Source organism: Modicisalibacter coralii (assembly GCF_004117855.1).
GTDB classification, from domain to species: domain Bacteria; phylum Pseudomonadota; class Gammaproteobacteria; order Pseudomonadales; family Halomonadaceae; genus Modicisalibacter; species Modicisalibacter coralii.
In genome coordinates this window covers 45,061-61,915 of sequence record NZ_QWBW01000015.1, presented here as the reverse complement: position 1 = coordinate 61,915, position 16,855 = coordinate 45,061, and the positions used below count along the sequence as shown (strand labels likewise).

Below are 16,855 nucleotides of genomic sequence, written 5' to 3'. Positions count from 1 at the left end.
GGTCGTGAACCCTCGCCCCGGTGGGGCGAGGGCCGCGCTCATGAGGGCCCTGCTTCCGGCAGGGCCTTTTGCATTTCGTCCCACCAGTACGGGCCGGCGATCTGGTAGACCTGACCGTACAGGGAATCGCTGCCGGCGAGGCGATCCGGGGCGGGCGAGTCGGCCACGAACCGCAGGGCCACCGGCATGCCACTCGGCGCCTCGACCTCGCGGCGCAACGCCTTGTAGTCGACCGGGTAAGTGCGGTCGCGAACCGCCGTCGAGACCGCATCCAGCGCTTCGGTGACGCGCTGGATGGGCGTCTCGCGGGTCTCCTCCAGGCCCGGATAGGACTGGATGTAGAGCACGCCGTCCGACCAGCCCAGCTTGAGGATATCGTTGATCAGGCGTACCGGGGTGCCCTCGGGCACGCGGGGAAAGAACTGGGCGATGTCCTCGGGCAGCATGCGGATGCAGCCATGGGTCACCCGCATGCCCACGCCCTCGGGCTTGTTGGTGCCGTGGATCAGGTAGCCGGGAATCCCCAGGCGCATCTTGAAGGCGCCCAGCGGGTTGTCCGGCCCGGGCGGAACCGCCTTGGGCAGGGGATCGCCGTTCTCGGCATGTTCACGGATGATCGAGTCGGGCGGATACCAGTAGGGGTTCTCGATCTTGTCGATGACCCGGGTGGTCCCCAGCGGTGTCTTCCAGTCCATGCGGCCGACGCTGATCGGGTAGGTTTCCACCTGCCGCGGCTCGCCCTGCCTGGCGGGCGGGTAGTAGTACAGGCGCATCTCGGCGACGTTGACGACGATCCCTTCCCGCGGCCCCGGCGGCAACACGAAGCGGGTGGGCACCACGACCTCGCTGCCTGCTCCCGGTAGCCACATGTTGAGCTCGGGATTGGCGCGATGCATCTCCTCGTAACCGACGCCGAAGCGGTGGCCGATCGCGATCAGGGTATCCTGCTGCCGGGCCGTCACCGTCTGAATCCGGCCGATAACGTCGCCGTTCTCGGGGAGTCGATAATGCCCGGTGGGCGAGGTCTCGGCCTCGTCGGGGGGCGCTTCGGCGTGAAGTGCGGGAGAGAGCCCGAAGGCGAGCAGGGCGACCAGACGCAGGGCGCGCTGTGTGGATAAGGCAATCGGCATGGATGTGGGACCTGTGTGAAATGCCGTGGGGCGGGGCTGGCGACAACCGCGGGACGTCATGGCAGCCGACCGCGGCACGGGCTCGGCCTGCGAGCCCGTGCCGCGATCTCGTCGCCTACCTCGCATTCTGGCGAAATTGACGCCCAAGGCAAGCACCCGCCGTGCCGGGCGCCCGGGGCGTTCAGGCCGCCTCGGCCTTGCGGTTCAAGGTCTCGATGAGCGATTCCACGGCGGTGAAGCGCGCCGTCTCGTCGCTCATGTCGGCTTCGAAGCGCAGGATCTCGGCGCCCTCGAGGCGATAGCGGTCGGGTTGCTGCTGGATCAACTGGACCAGCGTCATGGGGTCGACGGCCGGGTTGGCGCCGAAGATGACCCGGCCCCGTTCGTCCCCGGCCTCCAGGCGGGCGATTCCCAGCCGTGCGGCACGCTGGCGCAGGCGGGTCTGGCGAAACAGCGTCTTGACCGGCGCCGGCAGCAGGCCGAAGCGGTCGATCATCTCGACCTGGAGTTCCTTGAGGTCGGCCTCGTTCTCGGCGTTGCTGATGCGCTTGTACATGATCAGCCGCTGCTGGACGTCATGCAGGTAATCGTCGGGAATCAGCGCCGGCAGGTTGAGGCTGATCTCGACGCCTTCATCGAGCGGGGCCTCGATGTTGGGCGTCTTGCCGGCACGGATCGCCTTGACCGCCCGGTCGAGCATCTGCATGTAGAGGCTGTAGCCGATGGTCTCCATCTGCCCGCTCTGCTCGTCGCCGAGCAGTTCGCCGGCGCCGCGGATCTCCATGTCGTGGCTGGCCAGGGTGAAGCCGGCGCCCAGGTCCTCGGCCTGGCCGATCGCCTCGAGGCGCTTGACGGCGTCCTTGGTCATCGCCCTGGGGTGCGGGGTCAGCAGGTAGGCGTAGGCCTGGTGGTGGCTGCGGCCCACGCGCCCGCGCAACTGGTGGAGCTGGGCGAGGCCGAACTTGTCGGCGCGCTCGATGACGATGGTGTTGGCGCTGGGCACGTCGATGCCGGTCTCGATGATCGTCGAGCACACCAGCACGTTGAAGCGCTGATGGTAGAAGTCCGACATGATCCGCTCCAGCGAGCGTTCCGGGAGCTGGCCGTGGGCCACGGCGACCCGCGCCTCGGGCACCAGGTCGCGGATCTTGTCGGCGGTCTGCTCGATGGTCTTGACCTCGTTGTGCAGGACGTAGGCCTGGCCGCCGCGCAGGATCTCGCGCAACAGGGCTTCCTTGATCACGCCGTCGTCGCGCTGCTGGACGAAGGTCTTCACCGACAGGCGCCGGGCCGGCGGGGTGGCGATGATCGACAGGTCGCGGATGCCGCTCATCGCCATGTTGAGCGTCCGCGGGATCGGGGTGGCGGTCAGCGTGAGGATGTCGACCTCGGCCCTCAGGTTCTTGAGGCGCTCCTTCTGGCCGACCCCGAAGCGGTGTTCCTCGTCGACGATCAGCAGCCCCATGTTGGGGAGTTTCATCGAGCGGGACAGCAGCTTGTGGGTACCGATGACGATGTCGGCGCGGCCCTCCTCGATGCGCTTCAGGGTCTCGGCCTGACCCTTGCCGCCGGTGAAGCGCGAGATCAACTCGACCTGGACGGCGGTGTCGGCGAAGCGGTCGCGGAAGTTGTCGTAATGCTGCTGGGCGAGCAGGGTGGTGGGCACCAGCACCACCACCTGACGCCCGGAGTGCACGGCGAGGAAGGCCGCCCGCATGGCGACCTCGGTCTTGCCGAAGCCGACATCGCCGCAGACCACGCGGTCCATGGGCCGGGGCGCGGTCATGTCGCCGATCACCGCGTGGATCGCGGCGCGCTGATCGGGGGTCTCCTCGAACGGGAAACTGGCCGCGAAACGCAGGTACTCCTCGCCGGGCGCCTCGCAGGCGAAGCCCTCGCGTGCCTCGCGCCGAGCATAGACGTCGAGCAGTTCCGCCGCGGTGTCGCGGATGCGTTCGGCGGCCTTCTTCTTGGCCTTGTCCCAGGTATCCGAGCCCAGCTTGTGCAACGGGGCGAGTTCGTCGCTGGCGCCGGCGTAGCGCGAGATCAGGTGCAGGCTGTCGACCGGGACGTAGAGCTTGGCGCCGTCGGCATATTCCAGGGCGACGAATTCGGCGGCCTGGCCGCCCGCCTCGAGGGCTTCCAGCCCCAGGTAGCGGCCGACGCCGTGGGTCTGGTGGACCACCGGGGCGCCGGGGCGCAGTTCCGAGAGGTGGCGCACCGCCAGTTCGTTGTCGTCGGTGGCCTTCTCGCGGCGCCGGCTCTGGCGGACCACCTCGCCGAACAGTTCGGTCTCGGTGATCACCGCGATGGCTGGTTCGTCGAGGGTCATCCCTTCGTCGAGCAGCCCCTCGGTGATCGCCAGGGGCGCATCGCTCTCGACGAAGGCCCGCCAGCCCGCGACGTGGGGCATGTCGAGATGCAGCACCTCGAGGGTTTCTTCCAGGGCCTCGCGTCGGCCCCGCGATTCGGCGACGAACAGTACCCGGCGCCGCTCCTCGGCATCGAGATAGGCGCTCAGGGCAGCCAGCGGTTTCTGGGCGCGGGCGTTGATCGCCACCGCCGGCGGAGCCTGGGTCAGCGGTGTTCGGGCGTGCGGGTGGTCGACGTCCCGGACCAGTTCGAGGCGCGGGCGCTGCTTGATCGCGGCGAACACCTCGGGGACCGGAATGAAGGCTCGCGACGGCGGCAGCAGCGGGCGGGTCGGGTCGACCCCGAGGTTCTCGTAGCGGCTCTGGATCGCCGCCCAGTGGTGTTCGGCGGCCTCGAAGACGCCGGGCATCAGGGCGACCCGCGTGCCCTCGGCGAGGTGGTCGAAGAGCGTGGCGGTTTCCTCGAAGAACAGCGGCAGGTACTGCTCGAGTCCCGGCGAGGGAATGCCCCTGATGGCGTCGTTGTACAGCGGACACTGACGCGGGTCGACGTCGAACAGGGTCTCGAAGCCTTCGCGGAAGCAGGCGATCGCCGAGCGCGACAGCGAGTATTCGTGAGCCGGCAGCAGCTCGACCGACTCGACCTTGTCGCCGCTGCGCTGGGTGTCGGGATCGAAGCGCCGCAGGGTGTCGATCTCGTCGTCGAACAGGTCGATGCGCAGGGGCGTGTCGCTGCCCATCGGATAGAGATCGATCAGCGCGCCGCGCAGGGCGTACTCGCCGGGCTCGTAGACGGTCTCCACGGCGCGGTAGCCGGCCCGCGAGAGGCGTTCGCGAAAGCCCTCGCGGTCGAGCGTCATGCCGACTTCCAGGGTCATCACCCGGCCGGCGATGTAGTCGCTGGGCGGCAGGCGCTGCATCAGGGTGTTGACGGGCACCAGCACGATGCCGTCGCGGGCCTCCTGGAGGCGGCGCAGGGTGCGCAACCGCTCGGAGACGATGTCCTGGTGCGGCGAGAAGCTGTCGTAGGGCAGGGTCTCCCAGTCCGGAAAGGGCAGGACCGGGACCTCGGCGAAGAAGCGCAGGGCGTTCTCCAGACGCTGGGCGGCGGCGGTATCGGCGGTGACCACCAGCAGTGGCCCTTCATCGGCGAGCCGGGCCAGCGTCAACGGCGTGGCGGCGCCCTGTGGCGCCAGACAGAAGAGCGTGTCGCGATGGCCGCCGGGTGTCGGCGGCGCGAGCGGGGAGAAGTCAGGCATGGTCCAGGCAACGTTTCGACGGAACGACGGTAGGGCGAATCATAACAGGCGCACGAGTCCGGCGGGAAAACGACCCTGAAGGCGCGGTCGGCGCGCCGCGCCTGCCGTGGCGCAACACGCCCAATTCGGGTTTGTAGTCAACCCCGGATTTCTGTAATTGCCCTACAGCGAGTGCGACCATACAGCGATTGCGGTCCTCGTGAGTCGGCAAGGATAATGAACGCATCATTTTCAACGCGATTCCGTGAGAGGCGACTACGTGAGTCAAGACATGCTCGATACCTGTTTTCAGGAATGGCAGGACAGCGAGGCGCTGGCCGAAGAGATGATCCCGCTGCTCGGTCAGCTGTATCGCAAGTACAACGTGGTGCCTTCGCTGTATGGCCGTTCGCTGATCATTCGTTCGGTGATCCGTATTCTCAAGAACCACCGTTACGTGAAGAAGGTCGAGGGTACCGAGCTGTCCGTGCGCGATACGCTGCCGATGGTCCGGGCCATGCTCGATCTGGAGCTGGCCCCGGCGCACATCGACCTGGGCAAGCTGGCGGTGGCCTTCAAGCGCAGCGGTCGCAGCGATGTCGAGGCGTTCCTGCGCGAGGAGCTCGCCGAGATCGTGGGGGGCCACGAGACCAACGGCATGGGCGGCGAACCCAAGGACGTGGTGCTCTACGGCTTCGGGCGCATCGGGCGTATCCTGGCGCGCATCCTGATCGAGAAGGCCGGCGGCGGCAACCTGCTGCGTCTGCGCGCGATCGTGGTGCGCGGCGGCGGTGACGACCTCGAGAAGCGGGCCAGCCTGCTGCGTCGCGACTCGGTACACGGGCCCTTCGCCGGCTCGATCAGCGTCGACCACGACAACAGCGCGCTGATCGCCAACGGCCACTACATCAAGGTGATTCACGCCGACTCGCCCAGCGAGATCGATTACACCGCCTATGGCATCGACAATGCCATCGTCGTCGACAACACCGGCAAGTGGCGCGACGACGAAGGGCTGTCGCAGCACCTGTCGAGCAAGGGCGTGGCCAAGGTCCTGCTCACCGCGCCGGGCAAGGGCAGCGTCAAGAACATCGTCTACGGCATCAATCACGACGACATCGGCGACGCGGATCGCATCATCTCGGCGGCATCGTGCACCACCAACGCCATCGTGCCGGTGCTCAAGGCGGTCAACGACGAATTCGGCATCCGCCACGGCCACGTCGAGACGGTGCACTCCTACACCAACGACCAGAACCTGATCGACAACTACCACAAGGGCGATCGTCGCGGGCGCAGTGCGCCGCTGAACATGGTGCTCACCGAGACCGGGGCGGCCAAGGCCGTGGCCAAGGCGCTGCCGGAACTCTCGGGCAAGCTCACCGGCAACGCGATCCGCGTGCCCACGCCCAACGTCTCGATGGCGATCCTCAACCTGAACCTGGAGCGCGAGGCCGACGCCGGGCGTCTCAACGACTACCTGCGCGAGGTGTCGCTGGATTCGCCGCTGCAGAAGCAGATCGACTATGTCGACTCGCCCGAGGTGGTGTCGTCGGACTTCGTCGGCAACCGCCATGCCGGCATCGTCGACGCCAAGGCGACCATCGCCGACGACACCAACGCCGTGCTCTACGTCTGGTACGACAACGAATTCGGCTACAGCTGTCAGGTGGTGCGCATCCTGCAGTCGATGTCCAACGTGCGCTTCCGTTACCTGCCCCGCGCCCGCGACTGACGGGCCCTGCGCGGCCGGTCGCCCCGTCGGGCGGCCGGCCTCTCCGCGCCTCTCGTCCGGGAGGCGGCCGCCCGCGCCGGTGGCCTTTCGATCAGTGTCTCTTTATAATGGCTGCGATTTTTTGGCGCGGTCCGTATGGCCACGGGCTGTACAGTAAAACCTTCTGATAAGAAAAGCCTTCGAGCACCGTGACTGTTTACCGTTCGCGTCGCCAGCTCGCGTATCGGCGGCGTCACCATGCCGTGCCTCGAACCCCTTTCCTTGCTAATCAGATTCGATAACTGGGCGAGACTATGATCGAAGTCAAACGAGGCCTGGATCTCCCCATCGCGGGGGCGCCCGAGCAGCGTATCGAGGATGCGCGGCCGGTGCGTCACGTGGCCGTCCTGGGCACCGATTACGTCGGCATGAAGCCGACGATGGAGGTCCGGGAGGGGGACCGGGTGAAACTCGGCCAACTGCTGTTCACCGACAAGAAGATCCCGGGCGTGCGTTTCACGGCGCCGGCTGCCGGTGAAGTGGTCGAGATCAATCGTGGCGAGAAGCGGCGCCTGCTGTCGGTCGTGATCAAGGTCGACGACAGCGAGGAGTCGGCCGACTTCACCGCCCATGGCGCCGAGGCGCTGGAGCGTCTCGAGCGGCAGACCGTCGTCGATCAACTGGTCGAGTCGGGGCTGTGGACCGCCTTGCGCACGCGTCCCTTCTCGCGGACGCCGGCCCTCGACGCCGAGCCGGCGAGCATCTTCGTCACCGCGATCGATACCCATCCGCTCGCCGCCGACCCGGCGCCGATCGTCAATGAGCAACCCGAGGCGTTTAGCAACGGCCTTAAGGTACTCAAGCGACTGACCGAAGGGGCGGTGTTCCTCTGTCACGCCCCCGATGCCGAGCTCCCCGGCAGCGACGTGACCGGCGTACGTAGCGAGAGCTTCAAGGGGCCGCATCCGGCCGGTCTTCCCGGCACCCATATCCATCACCTGTCGCCGGTGAGCCTGACCCGTCAGGTCTGGCATCTGGGCTACCAGGACGTCATCGCCATCGGCAAGCTGTTCGCCGACGGCAAGCTCGACGTCAGCCGCGTGGTCGCCCTGGGCGGGCCGCTCGCCGCCAAGCCGCGTCTGGTACGCACCCGCCTGGGGGCCAGCCTGCGCGAACTGCTCGATGGCGAGATCGCCAAGGCCGACAACGATGTGCGGGTGATCTCGGGCTCGGTGTTCGGCGGCAAGGTCGCCGAGGGGGCGCTGAGCTACCTGGGGCGTTTCCACCGCCAGGTCACGCTGCTCGAGGAGGGCAACAAGCGCGCCTTCATGGGCTGGCTGTCGCCGGGACGCAACCGTCATTCGGTGCTGGGCATCTACCTGTCGCGGTTCACCGGGCTGCGCGACTATGCCCCGACCACCACCACCAACGGCTCGGAGCGCGCCATGGTGCCGGTGGGGGCCTACGAGACGGTGATGCCGCTGGACATCCTGCCGACCCAGTTGCTGCGCTCGTTGATCGTCGGCGACATCGAAATGGCGATGCAGCTCGGCTGTCTCGAACTGGATGAGGAAGACCTCGCGCTGTGCACCTACGTGTGCCCCGGCAAGTACGAGTATGGCCCCATCCTGCGCGACAATCTCACCACGATCGAGAAAGAGGCTTGAAGATGGGCATCCGACAGACACTCGACAATCTCGAGCCGCACTTTCACAAGGGGGGCAAGTACGAGAAGTTCTACGCGCTCTACGAGGCCGTGGACACCATCTTCTACTCGCCGCCCGACGTCACTCGCACCACCTCGCACATTCGCGACGGGATCGATCTCAAGCGGATCATGATCACCGTCTGGTTCTGCACCTTTCCGGCGATGTTCTTCGGCATGTACAACGTCGGCCTGCAGGCCAACCAGGCGATCGCCGACGGCTACGGCGTGCTGGGCGGCTGGCGCGAGGCGGCGACCATGCTGCTGGCCGGGGGCAATGATCCGGCCAACTGGTGGGACAACTTCGTGCTCGGCGCGACCTACTTCCTGCCCATCTATCTGGTGACCTTCGTGGTCGGCGGTTTCTGGGAAGTGCTGTTCGCCGTCAAGCGCGGTCACGAGGTCAACGAGGGCTTCTTCGTCACCTCGGTGCTCTTTGCCCTGATCCTGCCGGCGACCATCCCGCTGTGGCAGGTGGCGCTGGGCATCACCTTCGGCGTGGTGATCGGCAAGGAAGTCTTCGGCGGCACCGGCAAGAACTTCCTCAACCCGGCACTGACCGGGCGTGCCTTCCTTTACTTCGCCTATCCGGCGCAGATTTCCGGCGACTCGGTGTGGGTGCCGGCGGACGGCTATACCGGAGCCACGGCCCTGTCCACCACCTATGCCGACGGCATGAGCGCCCTGCATCAGCAGATGAGCTGGATGGACGCCTTCCTGGGCTTCATTCCCGGGTCGATCGGCGAGGTCTCGACGCTGGCGATCCTGATCGGCGCCCTGGTCCTGGTAGGGACCAAGATCGCCTCCTGGCGGATCATGCTCGGCGTCTTCCTGGGCATGGTGGCGACCAGCGCGCTGTTCAACGCCATCGGTTCCGATACCAACCAGATGTTCGCCATGCCCTGGTACTGGCACCTGGTGGTCGGCGGTTTCGCCTTCGGCATGGTGTTCATGGCCACCGATCCGGTGTCCGCCTCGATGACCGATACCGGCAAATGGGTGTTCGGCGCCCTGATCGGGGTGATGACGGTGCTGATCCGGGTGGTCAACCCCGCCTTCCCCGAAGGCATCATGCTGGCGATCCTGTTCGCCAACCTGTTCGCCCCGCTGATCGACCACTTCGTGGTGCAGGCCAATATCAAGCGTCGCCAGAAACGTGAAGCGGCCGCTGCGATGAGCAAGGAGACCGCCTGATGGCCAGCAACAACTCCGTCAAGAAGACTCTCACGGTCGCGTTCGCGCTGTGCATCGTCTGCTCCGTGGTGGTGGCATCGGCTGCGGTCGTGCTGCGTCCCACCCAGGCGAAGAACCAGGAACAGGACCGCATGCGCAACCTGCTCCAGGTCGCCGAGCTCTACAAGCCCGGCCAGGACATCCGTGACCAGTACGACGAGCTGATCACGCCGCGTGTCGTCGACCTCAAGACGGGCGAGTATGCCGAGGGCAAGAATCCCGAGACCTTCAACCAGTTCGAGGCCGCCAAGGATCCCGCGCAGTCGCGCACCCTGTCCGGCGCCGAGGATCTTGCGGGTATCGGACGTCGGGAAAATTACGCTACGGTATATCTGGTGGGTGACCCCGACAGCCCCGACGAGATCATCCTGCCGGTTCGCGGGCAGGGGCTCTGGTCGTTGATGTCCGGCTATCTGGCCCTCAAGGGTGACGGCAACACCGTCGTCGGCCTGTCCTTCTACGATCAGGGCGAGACGCCGGGGCTCGGCGGTGAGGTCGACAATCCCAAGTGGAAGGCGCTGTGGGATGGCAAGAAGATCTACCCGGAGGACAGCATGGATCCCGCCATCAAGCTGGTGAAGGGCGGGGTCGGCCCCCAGACGCCGGACGCCGTCCACAAGGTGGACGCGCTTTCCGGTGCCACGCTGACCAGCAAGGGGGTCACCAATCTGCTGCAATTCTGGCTGAGTGACGAAGGCTTCGCCGAGTACTTGGCCCGGTTCCGCGACACGACGCAAGGAGCGTAAGCCATGGCTGCCTATACGCCCAAAGGCGTGCTGACCACGCCTATCTTCAAGAACAACCCGATCGCCCTGCAGATCCTGGGTATCTGTTCCGCGCTGGCGGTCACCAACTCCATGAACACTTCGCTGGTCATGGGGCTGGCGGTCATCGCGGTTACCGCGTTCTCGAGCTTCTTCGTTTCCCTGATCCGTCACCAGATCCCGTCGTCGATTCGTATCATCGTGCAGATGACGATCATCGCCTCGCTGGTCATCGTGGTCGATCAGGTACTCAAGGCATACGCCTACGAGATCTCCAAGCAGCTCTCGGTGTTCGTCGGTCTGATCATCACCAACTGCATCGTGATGGGCCGTGCCGAGGCCTTCGCCATGCAGAACGGCCCGGTGATGAGCTTCCTCGACGGGGTGGGCAACGGTCTCGGCTATGCCGCGATGCTGCTGGCCGTGGGCTTCTTCCGCGAACTGTTCGGCTCCGGCTCGATCTTCGGTTTCACCGTGCTGCAGCCGGTCAACGACGGCGGCTGGTACGTCACCAACGGTCTGCTGCTGCTGCCGCCCTCGGCGTTCTTCGTGATCGGCCTGATCATCTGGGGGCTGCGCAGCCTCAACCCGGAACAGGTCGAGGAGAACGAGTTCAAGATCACGGCCAATACCCAGGCCAAGGAGGCCGTGTAAATGTTCGAACATTACCTGAGCCTGTTCGTGAAGGCCGTGTTCGTCGAGAACATGGCACTGGCCTTCTTTCTGGGCATGTGTACCTTCATGGCGGTGTCCAAGAAGGTGTCCTCGGCCATCGGCCTGGGCGTGGCGGTGATCGTGGTGCTGACCATCACCGTGCCGGTCAACAACCTGATCCTCCATTACCTGCTGGAGGAGGGGGCGCTGTCCTGGACCGGCATCGCGGGCGCCGAGAACATCGACCTGTCGTTCCTGGGCCTGCTCAGCTACATCGGCGTGATCGCGGCGATCGTGCAGATCCTGGAGATGTTCCTCGACAAGTTCGTGCCCGCGCTCTACAACGCCCTGGGCGTGTTCCTGCCGCTGATCACCGTCAACTGCGCGATCCTGGGTGCCTCGCTGTTCATGGTGCAGCGCGACTACAGCTTCGGCGAGTCGGTGATCTACGGCTTCGGCGCCGGCGCCGGCTGGGCGCTGGCGATTGCCGCGCTGGCGGGCATCCGCGAGAAGCTCAAGTACAGCGACGTGCCCGCCGGCCTGCGCGGCCTGGGCATCACCTTCCTGACCGTGGGGCTGATGTCGCTGGGCTTCATGTCTTTCTCCGGCATCCAGCTGTAAGCACAACGAGAACATAGGAATTCGACATGGTCGATACATCGATTATCGTGCTCGGCGTCGTCATGTTCACCGTGATCGTCATTGGCCTGGTGGCGATCATTCTGGCCGCGCGCAGCCGGCTGGTGAGCAGTGGGGACGTAACGATCCAGATCAACGAGGATCCCGAGAACACCCTGACCACCCAGGCGGGCGGCAAGCTGCTGCAGACCCTGGCCTCGAACGGCATCTTCCTGTCGTCCGCCTGTGGCGGCGGCGGTTCCTGTGCCCAGTGCAAGTGCCGGGTGCTGGACGGGGGCGGCTCGATCCTGCCCACCGAGGAGTCGCACTTCACCATGGGTGAAAAGAAGGAGGGCTGGCGGCTCTCCTGCCAGGTGCCGGTGAAGCAGGACATGAAGATCGAGGTCCCCGAGGAGGTCTTCGGCGTCAAGAAGTGGGAATGCGAGGTCATCGAGAACCCCAACGTCGCCACCTTCATCAAGGAACTCAACCTCAGGCTTCCCGAGGGCGAGGAAGTCGCCTTCCGCGCCGGCGGTTACGTGCAACTGGTGGCGCCACCCTACGACATCAAGTTCTCCGACTTCGACATCGAGGAGGAGTACCGGGGCGACTGGGAGAAGTTCGGGCTGTTCAACGTCTCCCACAAGAACGACGAGGAAGTGATCCGCGCCTATTCCATGGCCAACTATCCGGAAGAGAAGGGCATCCTCAAGTTCAACATCCGTATCGCCACGCCGCCGCCCAACACCAATCATCCGCCGGGGCTGATGTCGACCTACGTCTTCAACCTCAAGCCGGGCGACAAGGTGACGGTGATGGGTCCGTTCGGCGAGTTCTTCGCCAAGGATACCGACGCCGAGATGGTCTTCATCGGTGGCGGCGCCGGCATGGCGCCGATGCGCAGCCATATCTTCGACCAGCTCAAGCGTCTCGAGTCCAAGCGCAAGATGTCGTTCTGGTACGGGGCGCGCTCCTGGCGCGAGACCTTCTACAACGAGGAGTACGACCAGCTGGCCGAGGAGTTCGACAACTTCGAATGGCACCTGGCGCTCTCCGATCCGCAACCGGAAGACAACTGGGAGGGGCCGACCGGCTTCATCCACAACGTCCTCTACGAGATGTATCTCAAGGACCATCCGGCGCCCGAGGATTGCGAGTACTACATGTGCGGGCCGCCGATGATGAACGCCTCGGTCATCAAGATGCTCACCGACCTGGGGGTCGAGCCGGAAAACATCATGCTGGACGACTTCGGCGGATGATCCGAGACCACCGACCGACCGCGACAGGGCCCCTCCAGGCCCTGTTGTTGATAGTGACCCTGGCATTGGCGCTGGCCGGCTGCAATCCCCCGCCCGATGTCTCGGCGCACCGCTTCCAGGGGCCGATCTTCGGTACCGGCTACCACGTCACGGTCTATGCGGCGCTCGACGACGAGGCCCAGGAAACTCTCGACCAGGGCATCCACCGCGAGCTGGAGCACGTCGACCACCTGATGTCGACCTACAAGGACGACTCTGAACTGTCACGCTTCAACCGCTACCCTGTGGGGGTGCCGTTCTTCCTGTCGCCGGAGACCGCGGCGGTGATCCGCGAGTCGTTGCGTATCGCCCGACTATCCAACGATGCCTTCGACGTCACCGTGGGACCCGCCGTCAATCTGTGGGGCTTCGGGCCGCAGGGGCGCCCCGACCGTGCTCCCGAGGCCGACGCGCTGGCCGAGGCGCTCGCCCGCGTCGACATCCACGCCCTCGAACTCCACGGCGACACCCTGACCAAGACCAAGCCGGTCTACGTCGACCTGTCGGGGATCGCCAAGGGGTTCGGAACCGATCAGGTCGCCGATTACCTGGAGCGTCAGGGGATCGACAGCTACCTGGTGGAAGTGGGTGGCGAGATTCGCACCCGCGGCCACAAGCCGGATGGCAGCCCGTGGCGGGTCGCCGTCGAGAAGCCGGTGTCCAGCGAGCGCAGCGTGCAACGGGTCATCGATCTGGGCGACGCGGCGGTGGCGACCTCGGGTGACTACCGCAACTATTTCGAGGAAAACGGCGTACGCTACTCGCATACCATCGATCCGCGCACCGGCAGGCCGATCACCAACCGTGTCGCCTCGGTGACGGTGATCACCCAGCGTTGTGCCACGGCGGATGCGTTGGCCACCGCCTTCACGGTGATGGGCGAGAGTGCGGCGCTGAAACTGGCCGAACGGGAAAACCTGGCGGTCTATGTCATTGTCAGAACCGATGACGGTTTCGAAACACGCATGAGTCCGGCCTTCGAGCCCTACCTGGAAGGGGCCCGGACGACCGGCGAGGAGGAGTGACATGACGACCTGGCTACTGGTGTTCGGGGCGATGCTGCTGCTGGTCGCGGCGATGTCGATCGGCGTGCTGCTGGGGCGCAAGCCGATCAGCGGTTCCTGTGGCGGCCTCAACAATCTGGGCCTCAAGGACGGCTGCGAGATCTGCGGCGGCAAGGACGAGGTCTGCGAGGAAGAGAACCGCAAGCGCAGCGGCCGGGCGCGCCGGCGTGCCGACGAGAGCCGCGGTCTGGACCTGGGCTACGACGCCACGCGCCGCTAGGCGGCCCGACCAGGCGCCAGGGACGGCGTCGCGACGCCTCAGAGGATGTTTACAAATTACTGCGCTAGGCCATACGGCGTTGAAATCAGCCTCGAAATGCTCATTTACCCACTCGTAAACTGCGCTTTCTCGGCTGATTTCGCCTTGTCTGACCGTCGCTCGTGACTGTTGTAAACACCCTCTTAACTTCCATATCCGCGCGAGGAGACACGAGAACCGATGGCAGTCCATAACTACGACGTGGTGGTGATCGGCACCGGACCGGCAGGGGAGAGCGCGGCGATCAATGCCGCCAAGCACGGCAAGCGGGTCGCCGTGGTCGAGAAGCAGCCCGCCGTGGGCGGCAACTGCACCCACTGGGGGACGATCCCCTCCAAGGCGTTGCGCCATCAGGTCAAGCAGATCATGCAGTTCAACACCAACCGCATGTTCCGCGATATCGGCGAGCCGCGCTGGTTCTCGTTTCCCAAGGTCCTCGAGCGCTCCCGGGTGACCATCGATCAGCAGGTCGAGATGCGCACCAATTTCTACGCGCGCAATCGCATCGACCTGTTCTTCGGCGTGGCGCGCTTTCGCGACGAGCACACCGTGGTCATACGCGACAATCACGAAGGCGTCGAGGAGCTCTGCGCCCAGAAGATCGTCGTCGCCACCGGCTCGCGGCCCTACCGGCCGGGCGACGTCAACTTCCGTCATCCGCGGATCTACTGCTCCGACACCATCCTGGGCCTGTCGCACACGCCGCGCACGCTGATCATCTACGGCGCCGGGGTGATCGGCTCCGAATACGCCTCGATCTTCTCGGGGCTCGGGGTCAAGGTCGACCTGATCGATACCCGCAGTCGGCTACTGTCGTTCCTCGACGACGAGATCAGCGATGCGCTGTCCTACCACCTGCGTCAGCACGGAGTGCTGGTGCGTCACAACGAGGAGTACGAGCGGATCGAGGGCGATGAGTCCGGGGTCGTCGTGCACCTCAAGTCGGGCAAGAAGCTGCGTGCCGATGCCTTTCTGTGGGCCAACGGCCGGACCGGCAATACCGACGAGCTGGGTCTCGAGAACATCGGGCTCGAGGCCAACGGGCGCGGCCAGCTCACGGTCGATGATCACTATCGCACCGCCATCCCGCACGTCTATGCGGTGGGCGACGTGATCGGCTGGCCCAGCCTGGCGAGCGCCGCCTACGATCAGGGGCGCAGTGCCAGCGACGAGTTCCTCGACGAGCCGTTCCGCTTCGTCACCGAGATTCCCACCGGCATCTACACGATTCCCGAGATCAGCTCGGTGGGCCGTACCGAGAGCGAACTGACCGAGGCCAAGGTGCCCTACGAGGTGGCCCAGGCCTTCTTCAAGGATACCGCCCGGGCGCAGATCACCGGCGACACCGTGGGCATGCTCAAGATCCTCTTCCACCGCGACTCGCTGGAGATCCTGGGGATCCACTGTTTCGGCGACCAGGCCTCGGAGATCGTCCACATCGGCCAGGCGATCATGCAGCAGCCGGGGGAGGCCAACAGCCTCAAGTACTTCATCAACACCACCTTCAACTACCCGACCATGGCGGAGGCCTATCGGGTGGCGGCTCAGAACGGGCTCAACCGCCTGTTCTGAGCCCTAGGGCCCGCCATCGTGCGGGCCGTTTCCTTTCGTCTCATCGCGACAGGAGGTCAGCATGCGCAAGGAACGCAATTCGCAGAACAACGACTGGACCTTTACCTTCGGCCACGAGGAGCTGGTGATTCACCAGCGCTATGAAGTCCTGAGCATCGTCAACGACTTCATGCTGGGGGTCTGGTTCACCCTCGGCAGTGTCTGCTTCTTCTTCGAAGGCACGCTCAAGACGATCGGCGTCTGGCTGTTCGTCATCGGCAGCGTGCAGTTGCTGATTCGCCCGATGATTCGCCTGCACCGCTACATCCGTTTCAAGCGCCTGCCCGGCAGCGACCAGGACTACTGATGCGTCGTCAGGCGCTCCGGTAGCGGTAGACCCGCAGGCTCGGCAGGAAGACCTCGTCCTCCAGCCGCTCGTCGCTGCGCCTGGCGCGCGTGCGCCCTTCGGGCGGCCGGGGCAGCGGCTCGTTGTGGTGGGGCAGGCGGCCGTCCGGCGCGGGGATGAACAGCGGCAGCGGCAGGTTCAGGGCCCGTCGCTCGCGGCCGTCGGCGAGCGGCTCGGCGAAGAACAGGTTGCCACGCATCACCGGCGCCTGCTTCTGGACCTGGGCCAGGGGCTCGCGGTCGGGAATACCCGCCAGCCGTTCGAGCTGGATACGGATGTGGGGCGCCTCGCTGTCCAGCGCCAGCAGTTTCTGCTCGGCCTCGCGTACCGTGAGCCGCTTGATCGAACGGCCACTCGAGTACCAGGCCAGTCGGACCCGGGAGAGCGGGGCATCCGCCACCGGGATCTGGCGCCAGCACTGCTTGAGATGCAGCCGGGCCAGCCCCTGGCCGCGCAGGTGGTCGTGGAGGGCGGGATGGCGGAAGGGCAGCACCGCCTTGATCTCGGGAATCAGGCCGGCGGCCTGTTCGCGGATGTCGCCGAGCTTGGCGGCGAAGGCCTGCTTGGCCGCGTTGACGCTGGCGACCGCCTCGAGCAGTGCCTCGTCGGCGGCGACCAGCGCCACGTAGCTGTGCGTGGCGCGCCCGTCCTGGCCGTCGCGGTACCAGAAGTCGAGCAGGCTGCGCCGCAGCCACTCCCGGTCGGGGGTGGGCGTTGCCAGGGCCCAGGCGTCTCGCGGGCGGGCCGCATAGCGGTCGAGCAGCGCTTCGCTGGTCTCGACGAGCCGATCGAAGGCGACCTCGAGTTCGGCCATCAGACGGTACTGGATCTCCATGGCGTGCGCCC

At 65.7% G+C, this 16,855-nt stretch carries 14 protein-coding genes; 11 read left to right on the top strand and 3 right to left on the bottom strand.

Annotated features, from left to right (window positions below):
* Positions 1-38 precede the first annotated feature (38 nt).
* On the bottom strand, positions 39-1,130 hold the full coding sequence (locus tag D0901_RS09745) for a L,D-transpeptidase family protein (protein WP_129140117.1): 1,092 nt from the start codon (positions 1,128-1,130) through the stop codon (positions 39-41).
* Positions 1,131-1,311: 181 nt separating this feature from the next.
* Positions 1,312-4,761, bottom strand: a complete 3,450-nt coding sequence (gene mfd, locus D0901_RS09740) for a transcription-repair coupling factor (protein ID WP_129140116.1) — start codon at positions 4,759-4,761, stop codon at positions 1,312-1,314.
* A 259-nt stretch (positions 4,762-5,020) separates the two neighbouring features.
* Between mfd and D0901_RS09735 the strand changes: the two genes are divergently transcribed.
* From D0901_RS09735 to D0901_RS09685, 11 genes are all read left to right on the top strand, one after another.
* Positions 5,021-6,475: a glyceraldehyde-3-phosphate dehydrogenase gene (locus D0901_RS09735; protein ID WP_129140115.1), complete on the top strand. Its 1,455-nt coding sequence runs from the start codon at positions 5,021-5,023 to the stop codon at positions 6,473-6,475.
* Between the two features lie 293 nt (positions 6,476-6,768).
* Positions 6,769-8,121, top strand: coding sequence for a Na(+)-translocating NADH-quinone reductase subunit A (locus tag D0901_RS09730; protein ID WP_129140114.1), 1,353 nt, complete (start codon positions 6,769-6,771; stop codon positions 8,119-8,121).
* Between the two features lie 2 nt (positions 8,122-8,123).
* The gene (locus D0901_RS09725; RefSeq protein WP_129140113.1) at positions 8,124-9,353 is read left to right on the top strand and encodes an NADH:ubiquinone reductase (Na(+)-transporting) subunit B; all 1,230 of its coding nucleotides are present in this window, start codon (positions 8,124-8,126) and stop codon (positions 9,351-9,353) included.
* The gene (locus D0901_RS09720) at positions 9,350-10,138 is read left to right on the top strand and encodes a Na(+)-translocating NADH-quinone reductase subunit C (RefSeq protein WP_129140112.1); all 789 of its coding nucleotides are present in this window, start codon (positions 9,350-9,352) and stop codon (positions 10,136-10,138) included. The genes D0901_RS09725 and D0901_RS09720 overlap by 4 nt, the downstream gene beginning before the upstream one ends.
* Before the next feature lie 3 nt (positions 10,139-10,141).
* Positions 10,142-10,810, top strand: a complete 669-nt coding sequence (locus tag D0901_RS09715) for an NADH:ubiquinone reductase (Na(+)-transporting) subunit D (protein ID WP_129140111.1) — start codon at positions 10,142-10,144, stop codon at positions 10,808-10,810.
* The gene (gene nqrE, locus D0901_RS09710) at positions 10,811-11,431 is read left to right on the top strand and encodes an NADH:ubiquinone reductase (Na(+)-transporting) subunit E (RefSeq protein WP_129140110.1); all 621 of its coding nucleotides are present in this window, start codon (positions 10,811-10,813) and stop codon (positions 11,429-11,431) included.
* Positions 11,432-11,457: 26 nt separating this feature from the next.
* Complete coding sequence (gene nqrF, locus D0901_RS09705) at positions 11,458-12,690, top strand: NADH:ubiquinone reductase (Na(+)-transporting) subunit F (protein ID WP_129140109.1); 1,233 nt, start codon at positions 11,458-11,460, stop codon at positions 12,688-12,690.
* Positions 12,691-12,743: 53 nt separating this feature from the next.
* Positions 12,744-13,754 (top strand): FAD:protein FMN transferase, encoded by a 1,011-nt coding sequence (locus D0901_RS09700; RefSeq protein ID WP_233440395.1) that lies wholly within the window; start codon positions 12,744-12,746, stop codon positions 13,752-13,754.
* Position 13,755: 1 nt separating this feature from the next.
* Complete coding sequence (nqrM, locus tag D0901_RS09695) at positions 13,756-14,013, top strand: (Na+)-NQR maturation NqrM (RefSeq protein ID WP_129140107.1); 258 nt, start codon at positions 13,756-13,758, stop codon at positions 14,011-14,013.
* A 219-nt stretch (positions 14,014-14,232) separates the two neighbouring features.
* Positions 14,233-15,624, top strand: a complete 1,392-nt coding sequence (gene sthA, locus D0901_RS09690) for a Si-specific NAD(P)(+) transhydrogenase (protein ID WP_129140106.1) — start codon at positions 14,233-14,235, stop codon at positions 15,622-15,624.
* Positions 15,625-15,685: 61 nt separating this feature from the next.
* Complete coding sequence (locus tag D0901_RS09685) at positions 15,686-15,970, top strand: YrhK family protein (protein WP_129140105.1); 285 nt, start codon at positions 15,686-15,688, stop codon at positions 15,968-15,970.
* Between the two features lie 7 nt (positions 15,971-15,977).
* On the opposite strand, the gene D0901_RS09680 is transcribed toward D0901_RS09685, so the two are convergent.
* On the bottom strand, positions 15,978-16,844 hold the full coding sequence (locus D0901_RS09680; protein WP_129140104.1) for a DNA replication terminus site-binding protein: 867 nt from the start codon (positions 16,842-16,844) through the stop codon (positions 15,978-15,980).
* Positions 16,845-16,855: the final 11 nt, after the last annotated feature.

What these genes read in the sequence shown, in the direction of transcription:
- D0901_RS09745 (WP_129140117.1), bottom strand. Translation starts at nt 1,130, where the DNA reads ATGCCGATTGCCTTATCCACACAGCGCGCCCTGCGTCTGGTCGCCCTG.
- mfd (WP_129140116.1), bottom strand. Translation starts at nt 4,761, where the DNA reads ATGCCTGACTTCTCCCCGCTCGCGCCGCCGACACCCGGCGGCCATCGC.
- D0901_RS09730 (WP_129140114.1), top strand. Translation starts at nt 6,769, where the DNA reads ATGATCGAAGTCAAACGAGGCCTGGATCTCCCCATCGCGGGGGCGCCC.
- D0901_RS09725 (WP_129140113.1), top strand. Translation starts at nt 8,124, where the DNA reads ATGGGCATCCGACAGACACTCGACAATCTCGAGCCGCACTTTCACAAG.
- D0901_RS09715 (WP_129140111.1), top strand. Translation starts at nt 10,142, where the DNA reads ATGGCTGCCTATACGCCCAAAGGCGTGCTGACCACGCCTATCTTCAAG.
- nqrE (WP_129140110.1), top strand. Translation starts at nt 10,811, where the DNA reads ATGTTCGAACATTACCTGAGCCTGTTCGTGAAGGCCGTGTTCGTCGAG.
- nqrF (WP_129140109.1), top strand. Translation starts at nt 11,458, where the DNA reads ATGGTCGATACATCGATTATCGTGCTCGGCGTCGTCATGTTCACCGTG.
- nqrM (WP_129140107.1), top strand. Translation starts at nt 13,756, where the DNA reads ATGACGACCTGGCTACTGGTGTTCGGGGCGATGCTGCTGCTGGTCGCG.
- sthA (WP_129140106.1), top strand. Translation starts at nt 14,233, where the DNA reads ATGGCAGTCCATAACTACGACGTGGTGGTGATCGGCACCGGACCGGCA.
- D0901_RS09685 (WP_129140105.1), top strand. Translation starts at nt 15,686, where the DNA reads ATGCGCAAGGAACGCAATTCGCAGAACAACGACTGGACCTTTACCTTC.
- D0901_RS09680 (WP_129140104.1), bottom strand. Translation starts at nt 16,844, where the DNA reads ATGGAGATCCAGTACCGTCTGATGGCCGAACTCGAGGTCGCCTTCGAT.